Here is a 12,657-nt window from a genome sequence, read left to right on the forward strand (position 1 = left end):
AGCACGACTCGCACGACTGCACGAAGGGGAAGCCATGACAGCGACGACCGACGGAAGCACCGGGGCGACTGTGCCGTCCCGCGCTGCCGCGGCCAGCGACACCATCCTCAGCACCCCCGAGACGGCCGGGGTACAAGAAGCCGCCGCGCGTGCCGCACGGCGCGCCACCGACTTCCTGCTCGCGCGGCAGGACGCCCAGGGCTGGTGGAAGGGCGACCTGGAGACCAACGTCACCATGGACGCCGAGGACCTGTTGCTCCGTCAGTTCCTGGGCATCCGGGACGACGGGACCACGCAGGCCGCCGCCAGGTTCATCCGCGGCGAGCAGCGCGAGGACGGCACCTGGTCCACCTTCTACGGCGGCCCCGGCGAGCTGTCCACCACCATCGAGGCGTACGTCGCCCTGCGCCTGGCCGGCGACGCGCCGGACGAGCCGCACATGGCGAAGGCCTCGGCCTGGGTCCGCGAGCGCGGCGGCATCGCCGCCTCCCGTGTCTTCACCCGGATCTGGCTCGCCCTGTTCGGCTGGTGGAAATGGGAGGACCTGCCCGAACTCCCGCCGGAGCTCATCTACTTCCCGACCTGGATGCCGCTCAACATCTACGACTTCGGATGCTGGGCCCGGCAGACCATCGTCCCGCTGACCATCGTCTCGGCCAAGCGTCCGGTGCGCCCGGCGCCCTTCCCGCTGGACGAGCTGCACGCCGACCCGGCCAACCCCAACCCGCCCAAGCCCTTCGCGCCGCTGGCCAGTTGGGACGGGGCCTTCCAGCGCCTGGACAAGGCGCTGCACCAGTTCCGCAAGGTCGCCCCGCGCAGGCTGCGCAGGGCCGCCATGAACTCCGCCGCCCGCTGGATCATCGAGCGGCAGGAGAACGACGGCTGCTGGGGCGGCATCCAGCCCCCGGCCGTGTACTCGGTCATCGCCCTGCACCTGCTCGGGTACGACCTCGAGCATCCCGTGATGCGTGAGGGCCTCGCCTCGCTGGACCGTTTCGCCGTCTGGCGCGAGGACGGCGCCCGGATGATCGAGGCATGCCAGTCCCCGGTGTGGGACACCTGCCTCGCCACCATCGCGCTCGTCGACGCGGGGCTCCCGGTCGACCACCCGCAGCTGGTCAAGGCGGCCGACTGGATGCTCGGCGAGGAGATCGTCCGGCCCGGCGACTGGGCCGTACGCCGCCCGCAACTCCCGCCTGGGGGCTGGGCGTTCGAGTTCCACAACGACAACTACCCGGACATCGACGACACCGCCGAGGTGTCCCTGGCGCTGCGCCGGGTCAAGCACCACGACCCCGAACGGGTGGACCACGCGATCGGCCGCGCGGTGCGCTGGAACCTCGGGATGCAGTCGAAGAACGGCGCGTGGGGCGCCTTCGACGTCGACAACACCAGCCCCTTCCCGAACCGGCTGCCGTTCTGCGACTTCGGCGAGGTCATCGACCCCCCGTCGGCCGACGTCACCGCGCACGTCGTGGAGATGCTGGCCGCCGAGGGACTCGCGCACGACCCGCGGACCCGGCGCGGTATCGACTGGCTGCTCGCCGAGCAGGAGCCGGACGGCTCGTGGTTCGGCCGCTGGGGCGTCAACTACATCTACGGCACCGGCTCGGTGGTCCCCGCGCTGACCGCGGCAGGACTGCCCGGCTCGCACCCGGCGATCCGGCGGGCCGTGGCCTGGCTGGAGAGCGTGCAGAACGACGACGGCGGCTGGGGCGAGGACCTGCGCTCCTACAAGTACGTCAAGGAGTGGAGCGGCCGCGGCGCCTCCACCGCCTCGCAGACCGCCTGGGCGCTGATGGCGCTGCTCGCGGCGGGGGAGCAGGACTCCAAGGCCGTCGAGCGCGGCATCCAGTGGCTGGCCGCGACCCAGCGGGAGGACGGCACCTGGGACGAGCCGTACTTCACGGGCACCGGTTTCCCCTGGGACTTCTCCATCAACTACCACCTGTACCGGCAGGTGTTCCCGCTCACCGCGCTCGGGCGGTATCTGCACGGCGACCCCTTCGAGCGCGGCCTCCTCACCAGGAACCACCCGGGCGAGGAGAAGAGGAGCTGACTTGAGCACCCAGCCCGCACCGGCCCCGCTGCTGATCGCCTGCGCGCTCGGCATCGAGCACCTGGCCCTGCGCACGGGCGACAGGAGCGGGGCGGACGGGCCGGTCACCTTCCTCCGTACGGGCATGGGCCCCCGCGCGGCGGAACGGTCCGTCACCCGGCAGCTCGCGATCCCGCCACTCGCGGACGCGGCCGTGCTGGCCACGGGCTTCTGCGCCGGACTCGCCCCCGACATGCACCCCGGTGACCTGGTGGTCGCCGAGGAGACCCGGGACCCGCGCGGCGCCGTCGCCTGCGTGGGGACCGAACTGCTCGTCAAGGAACTCGTGCGCCTGCTGCCCGGGCGCACCGTCCACACCGGCCCGCTCACCGGTTCCGACCACGTCGTCCGCGGCCATGAGCGGTCCGCCCTGCTCGCGACCGGCGCGATCGCGGTCGACATGGAGTCGGCGGCCACGCTGCTGACCGCCGTCCGCGCCGGTGAGCGCCCGGTCGCGGCCGTACGGGTCGTCGTGGACGCTCCCGAACATGAACTCGTCCGGATCGGCACGGTACGCGGTGGAATATCGGCCTTCCGCGTTCTTCGATCCGTTCTTCCCGCATTTTTTGAATGGCACCGTTCTTTGTTGCTCCCCCGGAGGTGAGCCAGATGGCCATGCCGTTGCGTCAGTCCATCAAGGTCGCTACATACCTGGCGGAACAGAAGTTCCGCAGGCGGGACAAGTTTCCGCTCATCGTCGAGCTGGAACCGCTCTTCGCCTGCAATCTCAAGTGCGAGGGCTGCGGCAAGATCCAGCACCCGGCCGGTGTGCTCAAGCAGCGTATGCCGGTCGCCCAGGCCGTGGGCGCAGTGCTGGAGTCCGGTGCACCGATGGTCTCCATCGCGGGCGGCGAGCCCCTGATGCATCCCCAGATCGACGAGATCGTGCGCCAGTTGGTGGCCAAGCGGAAGTACGTCTTCCTTTGCACCAACGCGATGCTGTTGCGCAAGAAGATCGACAAATTCAAGCCGTCTCCCTATTTCGCCTTCGCCGTCCATATCGACGGGCTGCGCGAGCGCCACGACGAGTCCGTTGCGAAGGAGGGCGTGTTCGACGAGGCGGTGGAGGCCATCAAGGAGGCCAAGCGGCGCGGCTTCCGGGTGACCACCAACTCCACGTTCTTCAACACCGACACCCCGCAGACCGTCATCGAGGTGCTCAACTTCCTCAACGACGACCTGAAGGTCGACGAGATGATGATCTCGCCCGCCTACGCCTACGAGAAGGCGCCCGACCAGGAGCACTTCCTCGGCGTGGAGCAGACCCGCGAGCTGTTCAAGAAGGCCTTCTCGGGAGGCAACCGCAAGAAGTGGCGCCTCAACCACTCCCCGCTCTTCCTGGACTTCCTCGAGGGCAAGGTCGACTTCCCGTGCACCGCGTGGGCGATCCCGAACTACTCGCTCTTCGGCTGGCAGCGTCCCTGCTACCTGATGAGCGACGGGTACGTGCCGACGTACCGCGAACTGATCGAGGAGACCGACTGGGACAAGTACGGCCGCGGCAAGGACCCGCGCTGCGCCAACTGCATGGCGCACTGCGGCTACGAGCCCACCGCGGTGCTCGCCACCATGGGCTCCCTGAAGGAGTCGCTGCGGGCCATGCGCGAGACCGTCTCCGGAAACCGGGAGTGACGCGATGACCGCCGTTCCCTTGGGCGTTCCCGAGGTACCGGCCCGGCCGGTCGCGCAGCGGCGGCAGTCGCGGCAGATCCACGTCGGGCCGGTGGCGGTCGGGGGCGGAGCCCCGGTGTCGGTGCAGTCGATGACGACGACCCGTACGTCGGACATCGGCGCCACTCTGCAGCAGATCGCGGAACTCACCGCGTCCGGCTGCCAGATCGTCCGCGTCGCCTGCCCCACGCAGGACGACGCGGACGCCCTCGCCACCATCGCCCGCAAGTCGCAGATCCCGGTGATCGCGGACATCCACTTCCAGCCGAAGTACGTCTTCGCGGCGATCGAGGCCGGCTGTGCCGCGGTCCGGGTGAACCCGGGCAACATCAAGAAGTTCGACGACCAGGTGAAGGAGATCGCGCGCGCCGCCAAGGACCACGGCACGCCGATCCGGATCGGGGTCAACGCCGGTTCCCTGGACCGGCGGTTGCTCCAGAAGTACGGCAGGGCCACCCCGGAGGCGCTGGTCGAGAGCGCGCTGTGGGAGGCGTCACTCTTCGAGGAGCACGACTTCCGGGACATCAAGATCTCCGTCAAGCACAATGACCCGGTCGTGATGATCGAGGCCTACCGGCAGCTCGCCGAGAGGTGCGACTATCCGCTCCACCTCGGCGTGACGGAGGCGGGCCCGGAGTTCCAGGGCACGATCAAGTCGGCGGTGGCCTTCGGCGCGCTCCTGTCGCGGGGCATCGGCGACACGATCCGCGTCTCCCTGAGCGCGCCGCCGGCGCAGGAGGTCAAGGTCGGCATCCAGATCCTGCAGTCGCTGGGCCTGAGGCAGCGGCGTCTGGAGATCGTCTCCTGCCCCTCCTGCGGCCGCGCCCAGGTCGACGTCTACAAGCTCGCCGAGGAGGTCACGGCAGGCCTGGACGGCATGGAGGTACCGCTCAGGGTCGCGGTGATGGGGTGTGTGGTCAACGGTCCGGGCGAGGCGCGCGAGGCCGACCTCGGAGTTGCCTCGGGCAACGGAAAGGGCCAGATCTTCGTGAAGGGCGAGGTCATCAAGACCGTCCCCGAGTCAAAGATCGTGGAGACCCTGATCGAGGAGGCCATGAAGCTCGCCGAGCGGACGAGCCCGGCAGACGAAGTGAGTTGAGCAAGCACGGCACGGACCGAGAGGGGGCCCAGCGTGACCATTCTGGAGAACATCCGGGGACCACGCGACCTGAAGGCGCTGTCCGAGGCGGAACTCGGTGAACTGTCCGAGGAAATACGTGAGTTCCTGGTGCACGCGGTGGCGAGGACCGGCGGTCACCTCGGGCCCAATCTGGGGGTGGTGGAACTGTCCATCGCGCTCCACCGGGTCTTCGAGTCACCCGTCGACCGCATCCTGTGGGACACCGGCCACCAGTCCTACGTCCACAAGTTGCTGACAGGACGTCAGGACTTCTCCAAGCTCCGTGGCAAGGGCGGCCTGTCCGGCTACCCCTCGCGCGAGGAGTCCGAGCACGACGTCATCGAGAACAGCCACGCCTCCACCGCGCTCGGCTGGGCCGACGGCCTCGCCAAGGCCCACCAGGTGCAGGGGGAGAAGGGCCATGTGGTCGCCGTCATCGGCGACGGCGCGCTGACCGGCGGCATGGCGTGGGAGGCGCTGAACAACATCGCGGCCGCCAAGGACCGCCCGCTGATCATCGTCGTCAACGACAACGAACGCTCCTACGCCCCGACCATCGGCGGCCTCGCCAACCACCTGGCCACCCTGCGCACCACCGACGGTTACGAGAGGGTCCTCGCCTGGGGCAAGGAGGTACTGCTGCGCACCCCGGTCGTCGGGAACACCGTCTACGAGTCCCTGCACGGCGCGAAGAAGGGCTTCAAGGACGCCTTCGCCCCGCAGGGCATGTTCGAGGACCTGGGCCTGAAGTACGTCGGCCCGATCGACGGCCACGACGTGAAGGCCGTCGAGTCGGCGCTGCGCCGCGCGAAACGCTTCCACGGCCCGGTCCTGGTCCACTGCCTCACCGAGAAGGGCCGCGGCTACGAGCCCGCCGTGAACCACGAGGAAGACCACTTCCACTCCGTCGGAGTGATGGACCCGCGCACCTGCGAGCCCCTCGCGCCCTCCAACGGCCCGTCCTGGACCTCGGTGTTCGGCGACGAGATCGTGCGCATCGGCGAGGAGCGGGACGATGTCGTCGCCATCACCGCGGCCATGCTCCACCCGGTGGGGCTCGGCAAGTTCGCCGAGCGCTTCCCCGACCGGGTGTGGGACGTGGGCATCGCCGAGCAGCACGCCGCCGTCTCCGCGGCCGGCCTCGCCACCGGCGGGCTGCACCCGGTCGTCGCCGTCTACGCCACCTTCCTCAACCGCGCGTTCGACCAGGTGCTCATGGACGTCGCCCTGCACCGCTGCGGAGTGACCTTCGTGCTGGACCGGGCCGGCATCACCGGCACCGACGGCGCCTCGCACAACGGCATGTGGGACATGTCCGTACTCCAGGTGGTGCCCGGCCTCAGGATCGCCGCCCCGCGCGACGCCGGCCAGCTGCGCGCCCAGCTGCGCGAGGCCGTCGCCGTGGACGACGCGCCCACCCTGGTCCGCTTCCCGAAGGAGTCGGTCGGTCCGGACATCCCGGCGGTCGACCGCGTAGGCGGCCTGGACGTCCTGCACCGCGCGGAACGCCCCGTGGTGCTGCTGGTGGCCGTCGGGGTGATGGCCCAGGTATGCCTGCAGGCCGCCGACCTGCTCGCGGCGCGGGGCATCGACTGCACGGTGGTGGACCCCCGTTGGGTCAAGCCCGTCGATCCCTCGCTGCCGGGGCTCGCCGCCGAGCACCGTCTGGTGGCCGTGGTGGAGGACAACAGCCGCTCCGCGGGCGTCGGTTCGGCCGTGGCGCTGGCCCTCGGCGACGCCGACGTGGACGTGCCGGTACGGCGGTTCGGCATCCCGGAGCAGTTCCTCGCGCACGCCAAGCGCGGCGAGGTGCTGGCGGACATCGGTCTCACGTCCGTCGAGATCGCCGGGCGGATCAGCGCGAGTCTCGCGGTGCGGGACGCCGAGCGCGCGGACGGACGTGGCGAGAAGGGCCGTATCACGTCTGCGGCGCAGGCGGGGCCGGTCGCGCCCCCGAATTCTCGGCTTCGCTCGAACCCGGGGGGAGCCCCATCGCGGCGGTAGCCGCACATCGATAGGGCCTCGCGCCTGTTGGGGGCGCTGACAAGGAGATTGAATGAGCACGGAGTTCGACCTCGGCGCGCTGCTGGCCGAGCGTGGAGCCGAACGATACGAGCTGCACACGAAGTACCTCAATCCGCAGCTCCCGCGCATGCTGCACACCATCGGCTTCGACAAGGTCTACGAGCGGGCCGAGGGGGCCCACTTCTTCGACGCGGACGGCAACGACTACCTGGACATGCTCGCCGGGTTCGGGGTGATGGGCCTCGGCCGCCACCACCCGGTCGTCCGCAAGGCGCTGCACGACGTCCTCGACCTCGACCTCGCCGACCTCACCCGCTTCGACTGCCAGCCGCTGCCCGGCCTGCTCGCCGAGCGGCTCCTCGCCCACAGCCCGCACCTGGACCGGGTGTTCTTCGGCAACAGCGGCACGGAGGCCGTCGAGACGGCCCTGAAGTTCGCCCGGTACGCCACCGGCAGGCCCCGCGTCCTCTACTGCGACCACGCCTTCCACGGCCTGACCACCGGCTCCCTGTCGGTCAACGGCGAGAGCGGCTTCCGCGACGGCTTCGCCCCGCTGCTGCCGGACACCGCCGTACCCCTCGGCGACCTCGACGCCCTCGCCCGGGAGCTGAAAAAGGGCGACGTGGCCGCCCTGATCGTGGAGCCGATCCAGGGCAAGGGGGTGCACGAGGCCCCGCCCGGCTATCTGCGGGCCGCCCAGGAACTGCTGCACCAGCACAAGGCGCTGCTCATCGCCGACGAGGTGCAGACCGGCCTCGGCCGCACCGGCGACTTCTACGCCCACCAGCACGAGGAAGGCGTCGAACCCGACCTGGTGTGCGTGGCCAAGGCCCTGTCCGGCGGCTATGTCCCCGTAGGGGCCACGCTCGGCAAGGACTGGATCTTCAAGAAGGTCTACTCGTCCATGGACCGCGTGCTGGTGCACTCGGCGAGCTTCGGCTCCGCCGCCCCGGCCATGGCCTGCGGACTGGCCGTGCTGTCGGTCATGGAGAACGAGCAGATCGTCGCGGGCGTGCGCAGGACCGGCGAGCTGCTGAAGTCCCGGCTCACCGCGCTGATCGACACGTACGAGCTGCTCGCGGACGTCCGCGGCCGGGGCCTGATGGTCGGCATCGAGTTCGGCAGGCCGTCCTCGCTCAAACTGCGCAGCCGCTGGACCATGCTCCAGGCCGCCCGCAAGGGTCTGTTCGCGCAGATGGTCGTCGTACCGCTGCTGCAGCGGCACAGGATCCTCACCCAGGTCTCGGGCGACCACCTGGAGGTGATCAAGCTGATCCCGCCGCTGATCATCGACGAGGCGGACGTCGAGCGCTTCGTGGACGCCTTCACCGCCGTGATGGACGACGCGCACAGCGGCGGCGGCCTGATGTGGGACTTCGGCAAGACGCTGATCAAGCAGGCGGTGGCCGGCCGCTGACCCCGCCGCCTCGCGCCGCGCCCCGCCCCGAAACCCCTCGGCGCGGGGCGCGGGTCGTTCACAGGAGCCGAGGCCCCGGCCAGAGGTAGCCGGTGAACAGCACGACGGGCCAGATGAATCCGAGGGCGCCGAGGACCGCCCCGGTCGCGGCCATCCACAGCCGGCCGATGCCGCGCAGCGCGTAGTGGATGCCCGTGAGGCCGAAGGTGAAGGCGAGCGCGCCCGCGACGAGCATCACGGGTGTCAGGCCGAGGGTGAGCCAGGGGAACAGTCCCGCCGCGGCCGCGATGCCCAGCCCGAGCGCGGTCGGGGCGAGCAGGATCGCGGGTGAGTCGGCTCCGTCAGGTCTGGTGCTCTCTGCCACAAGGCCCCCTTTTGAACGTGTTCAAAATGTGTGTCTGATGCCAGCAGGGCTCTGCGTGTGCGTGTGGGTTTTGCCTCAGAGGCAAGGAAATTGCCGCTCGGGCAAAAATCCGGCTGAATGGAGGCATGAACGCCTCAGACGCCGCGCCACCGGCGGACGCGGGCGGCGAGCTTCCCGCCGTCGCACCGCAGCTGCGCTCACTGCGCCGCCGCGCCGGGCTCACCCTGGAGTCCGCGGCCCGCGCCGCCGGGCTCTCACCGGCCCACCTGTCCCGGCTGGAGACCGGGCAGCGGCAACCGTCGCTGCCGATGCTGCTCGCTCTCGCCCGCATCTACGGTACGACTGTCTCCGACCTGCTGGGGGAGGCGGTCGCCGACCGTGACGCGATCGTGCGGGCCGGCGACATGGAGCCGACCCGGGCGGGCGGCTGGACGTACTTCCAGGCCGGGGCGCCGGGCCGCGGCATGCAGGCCCTGCGCGTACGGGTGCCCTACGGCTCGCAGGGCGACATCGTGCGGGTCCACCCCGGCGAGGAGTGGGTCTACGTCCTCCGGGGCCGGCTGCGGCTGCGCCTCGGTGACACCGCGCATCTGCTCGCGCCCGGCGACAGCGCGCACTTCGACTCGCTCACCCCGCACCGCCTCGCCGCCGAGGACCACGACGGCGTCGAGCTGCTGTTCGTCCACACCCTGCTGCAGAGCCCCACGGCCACGCTGTGCCTGGGCCCGCTGACCGGAGAGCTGCCATGAGCGACTTCGAGACCAAGTTCCCCCGTGCCCTGTGGATCCGCCTGATCATCTACATCGCCGTCGGTCATGTCCTGGCAGGCTTCCTCTACCTGCTGTTCGCGGTGGGGGCGAAGGGCTGACGGGCGCGGGCGGTGCAGAGGGGGAGCGGTCCGGTCGGTCCTGCGGGCGCCTCAGTCCAGCAGGCGCTCGCGGAGCCGGTCCCGGGCCGCCGGGGTGAGGCCGAGGCCCTGCTCCAGGTACGTGTCCACGCCGCCCCAGGTCTGCTCGATGGTCTCGAACGCCGCCCGGAGGTACTCGGCGCGAGCGTCGAAGAGCGGGCTGAGCAGTTCCATGATCTCCGGGGTGTAGGCCGACTCCGCGCTGCCGCTGCGGCGGACCTTGTAGCGCCGGTGCTTGGCGTTGGACTCCAGGTAGTCGGTGACGATCGCCTCGCGCTCCACGCCCACCGCGAGGAGCGTCACGGCTATGGAGATGCCCGCGCGGTCCTTGCCCGCCGCGCAGTGCATCAGGGCGGGCACGCTGTCCTCGGCGAGTGCGTGCAGCACCCGGGAGTGCTCGGCGGTGCGTTCCTTGACGATCGACCGGTACGAGGAGATCATCCGGGCCGCGCCCTTGCCGTCGGCGAGGATCCCGCGCAGCTGGTCGAGGTCGCCGTCGCGGACCATCTTCCAGAACTCGGCGCCGTCCGCCGGGTCGCTCAGCGGCAGGTTCACGTTCCGCACGCCCGGGAGCTCGACATCGGGGCCCTCCAGCTTGTGGTCGGCCGCGTTGCGGAAGTCGAAGATCGTGTGCAGGCCCAGGGAGGAGAGGAAGGCCGCGTCGTCCTCCGTCGCGTGCGCCAGATGCCCGCTGCGGAACAGCACGCCGTGGCGCACCCGCCGTCCGTCCGCGGTCGGCAGCCCGCCGACATCGCGGAAATTGCGCACTCCGGCCAGCTCCGGCTCGGTCGACGGGACCTGCTGCGTCACGGGGGCTCCTCCCGGGTCGGACCCGCCGTCGCGTCTCGCCGGCGGGCGCTCTGTCGACCATACGACATCGGTTTCCTCGGGCAAGGAGTTGTCCACAGGCATTGTCACCTGGGGCTGCGCACCTGATGATGTTGGCACTTGAGCGGATCTGTTGGCACCTGTGAGGTCTTACGTGGTGGACATCGCCGAAGACGGTCGTACCTGGCTCCTCTCGGGGCCCACCAGTAGCTATGCCCTGCATCTCACCGACGCGGACGAGCTGCTCCATCTGCATTGGGGGCCACGTGTCGCCCTCGCGGACGCGGAGGCCCTGGCCGAGGACCCGCTGCCCGGCTACTGGCCCTTCGAGTCCCCGCTCGACGGCCGCGAGGAGTACCCCGTCGAGGGCGGCCCCCGTTTCGTCCGCCCCGCCCTGTCCGTGCGGACCGACGAGCGTCGCGGCACGGAGTGGAGGTTCCAGGCGTACGAGACCGAGGGCGAGGAGCTGCGGCTGAGCTTCGACGACGACGGCATCGCCGTCACCCTGCATTACCGGATGCGTGGTGACGTCGTCGAGCGCTGGGTCACCGTGGCGAACGGCTCGCACGCGCGCGTGGAGCTGCTGCGCGCCGACGCGGCCACCTGGACCCTGCCCGACCGCGAGGGCTGGCGGTTGTCCCAGCTGCACGGCCGCTGGGCCGCCGAGTCCCGCCTCACCACGGCCCCGCTCACCTACGGCGAGAAGGTCATCGCCAGCCGCCGCGGCCACACCGGTCACCAGCACCTGCCCTGGGTGGCGCTCGACACCGACGCCACCGAGGAGCACGGCGAGGTCTACGGCTGCGCGCTCGGCTGGTCCGGCTCCTGGCGTATCGCCGTCGCCCAACTCCCGGACGCACGTGTGCAGATCACGGGCGGCGCCGGCTACGACGAGTCGGGCCTGCTGCTCCTGCAGCCGGGGGAGTCGTACACCACCCCCGTCTTCGCGGGCCTGTGGAGCGACGGCGGCTTCGGCGGTGCGAGCCGGACCTGGCACGCCTACCAGCGCGCGTACGTCATCCCGGACGCCGAGCGGGACCGGCCGGTGCTGTTCAACTCCTGGGAGGCGACGAACTTCGACATCTCCGAGGAGCAGCAGCTCGCGCTCGCCCGCCGGGCCGCCGAGATCGGCGTGGAGCTGTTCGTGGTGGACGACGGCTGGTTCGGCGCCCGCACCAGCGACCGCGCCGGGCTCGGCGACTGGACCCCCAATCCCGACCGGTTCCCGCAGGGACTGAAGCCGCTGGCCGACCAGGTGCACGGCCTCGGCATGCGGTTCGGCATCTGGGTCGAGCCCGAGATGGTCAACGCGGACAGCGATCTGTACCGCGCGCACCCCGACTGGGTGCAGTACCAAGCGGGACGGAAGCGGACGGAACTCCGCAACCAGCTCGTCCTCAACCTCGCCCGCGAGGACGTCCAGGAGTACCTCTGGGAAGAACTGGACACCCTGCTCTCCAGCGCCCCGATCGACTATGTGAAGTGGGACTTCAACCGCTGCTTCACCGACGCGGGCTGGCCCGGCGAGCCGTACCCGCAGCGCCTGTGGGTGGACCACGTCCGCGCCCTCCACGCCTTGCTGGACCGTTTGCGCGCGGCCCATCCGGGGGTCGCCTTCGAGTCCTGCTCGGGCGGTGGCGGCCGGATCGACCTCGGCGTACTGAGCCGCACCGACCAGGTGTGGACCTCCGACAACACCGATCCGCTCGACCGGCTCGCCATCCAGCACGGCTTCACCCAGGTCCACCCCGCCACAGTCATGGCCGCCTGGGTCACCGACAGCCCGAACACCCAGCTCAACGGCCGGGTCAGCTCTCTGCGGTTCCGTTTCGCCAGCGCCATGGCGGGCGTGCTCGGGGTCGGCGGCGACCTCACCGAGTGGACGCCGGAGGACCTGGCGGAGGCGCGTGAGTGGGTGGCCCTCTACAAGGAGATCCGACCCGTCGTCCAGCACGGCGAGCTGTACCGGCTGCGGCCCCCGGCCGGCGGCCTGAGCGCCGTCCAGTACGTCCGGGGAGCGGAGGCGGTGGTCCTCGCCTGGCTCCAGGCGCAGAGCTACGGTGAGCCGGTGCCGGCACTGCGGCTGCGCGGACTCGACCCGACGGCGTCCTACGAATGCCGGGAAACGGGGGACGTGCACCGAGGAGCCGTTCTGCTGCACCACGGACTGCGCACCGGGCTGAAAGGCGACCTGGATGCGGCGGTTCTCCGGCTGCGCCGCATCTGA

Annotated in this window: 11 protein-coding genes; 9 read left to right on the plus strand and 2 right to left on the minus strand. The window is 70.6% G+C overall.

Features of this window, described 5'->3' with window-relative positions; genetic code table 11:
• The first annotated feature begins 34 nt into the window (after window positions 1–34).
• From shc to AB0L59_RS32615, 6 genes are read left to right on the plus strand one after another with little or no spacing between them, the layout of a single operon-like run.
• Entirely contained in the window at window positions 35–2,059 is a 2,025-nt protein-coding gene (shc, locus tag AB0L59_RS32590) for a squalene--hopene cyclase (RefSeq protein WP_365590242.1), read from the plus strand.
• A 1-nt stretch (window position 2,060) separates the two neighbouring features.
• The gene (locus tag AB0L59_RS32595; protein WP_365590243.1) at window positions 2,061–2,702 is read left to right on the plus strand and encodes a 1-hydroxy-2-methyl-2-butenyl 4-diphosphate reductase; all 642 of its coding nucleotides are present in this window, start codon (window positions 2,061–2,063) and stop codon (window positions 2,700–2,702) included.
• 5 nt (window positions 2,703–2,707) lie between these two features.
• On the plus strand, window positions 2,708–3,730 hold the full coding sequence (gene hpnH, locus AB0L59_RS32600) for an adenosyl-hopene transferase HpnH (RefSeq protein ID WP_365590244.1): 1,023 nt from the start codon (window positions 2,708–2,710) through the stop codon (window positions 3,728–3,730).
• 4 nt (window positions 3,731–3,734) lie between these two features.
• Window positions 3,735–4,868, plus strand: coding sequence for a flavodoxin-dependent (E)-4-hydroxy-3-methylbut-2-enyl-diphosphate synthase (gene ispG, locus AB0L59_RS32605; RefSeq protein ID WP_365590245.1), 1,134 nt, complete (start codon window positions 3,735–3,737; stop codon window positions 4,866–4,868).
• 33 nt (window positions 4,869–4,901) lie between these two features.
• Complete coding sequence (dxs, locus tag AB0L59_RS32610) at window positions 4,902–6,893, plus strand: 1-deoxy-D-xylulose-5-phosphate synthase (RefSeq protein ID WP_365590246.1); 1,992 nt, start codon at window positions 4,902–4,904, stop codon at window positions 6,891–6,893.
• A 52-nt stretch (window positions 6,894–6,945) separates the two neighbouring features.
• Window positions 6,946–8,331 (plus strand): aspartate aminotransferase family protein, encoded by a 1,386-nt coding sequence (locus AB0L59_RS32615; protein ID WP_365590247.1) that lies wholly within the window; start codon window positions 6,946–6,948, stop codon window positions 8,329–8,331.
• Between the two features lie 58 nt (window positions 8,332–8,389).
• Here AB0L59_RS32615 and AB0L59_RS32620 read toward each other — a convergent pair whose 3' ends face one another.
• Window positions 8,390–8,695: a hypothetical protein gene (locus AB0L59_RS32620; RefSeq protein WP_365590248.1), complete on the minus strand. Its 306-nt coding sequence runs from the start codon at window positions 8,693–8,695 to the stop codon at window positions 8,390–8,392.
• Window positions 8,696–8,820: 125 nt separating this feature from the next.
• On the opposite strand from AB0L59_RS32620, the gene AB0L59_RS32625 reads away from it, so the two are divergent.
• Both AB0L59_RS32625 and AB0L59_RS32630 read left to right on the plus strand, forming a co-directional pair.
• Entirely contained in the window at window positions 8,821–9,444 is a 624-nt protein-coding gene (locus AB0L59_RS32625) for an XRE family transcriptional regulator (protein WP_365590249.1), read from the plus strand.
• Window positions 9,441–9,563, plus strand: a complete 123-nt coding sequence (locus AB0L59_RS32630) for a DUF6126 family protein (RefSeq protein WP_365590250.1) — start codon at window positions 9,441–9,443, stop codon at window positions 9,561–9,563. The genes AB0L59_RS32625 and AB0L59_RS32630 overlap by 4 nt, the downstream gene beginning before the upstream one ends.
• A 51-nt stretch (window positions 9,564–9,614) precedes the next feature.
• On the opposite strand, the gene AB0L59_RS32635 is transcribed toward AB0L59_RS32630, so the two are convergent.
• Window positions 9,615–10,412 (minus strand): tyrosine-protein phosphatase, encoded by a 798-nt coding sequence (locus AB0L59_RS32635; protein WP_365590251.1) that lies wholly within the window; start codon window positions 10,410–10,412, stop codon window positions 9,615–9,617.
• Between the two features lie 172 nt (window positions 10,413–10,584).
• On the opposite strand from AB0L59_RS32635, the gene AB0L59_RS32640 reads away from it, so the two are divergent.
• The gene (locus tag AB0L59_RS32640; RefSeq protein WP_365590283.1) at window positions 10,585–12,657 is read left to right on the plus strand and encodes an alpha-galactosidase; all 2,073 of its coding nucleotides are present in this window, start codon (window positions 10,585–10,587) and stop codon (window positions 12,655–12,657) included.

It is taken from the genome of Streptomyces sp. NPDC052109, from assembly GCF_040680195.1.
Lineage (GTDB): Bacteria > Actinomycetota > Actinomycetes > Streptomycetales > Streptomycetaceae > Streptomyces.

Bases quoted from the DNA above. Each gene is read 5' to 3' on its own strand.
- shc (WP_365590242.1), top strand. From the start codon at position 35: ATGACAGCGACGACCGACGGAAGCACCGGGGCGACTGTGCCGTCCCGC.
- hpnH (WP_365590244.1), top strand. From the start codon at position 2,708: ATGGCCATGCCGTTGCGTCAGTCCATCAAGGTCGCTACATACCTGGCG.
- ispG (WP_365590245.1), top strand. From the start codon at position 3,735: ATGACCGCCGTTCCCTTGGGCGTTCCCGAGGTACCGGCCCGGCCGGTC.
- AB0L59_RS32615 (WP_365590247.1), top strand. From the start codon at position 6,946: ATGAGCACGGAGTTCGACCTCGGCGCGCTGCTGGCCGAGCGTGGAGCC.
- AB0L59_RS32625 (WP_365590249.1), top strand. From the start codon at position 8,821: ATGAACGCCTCAGACGCCGCGCCACCGGCGGACGCGGGCGGCGAGCTT.
- AB0L59_RS32630 (WP_365590250.1), top strand. From the start codon at position 9,441: ATGAGCGACTTCGAGACCAAGTTCCCCCGTGCCCTGTGGATCCGCCTG.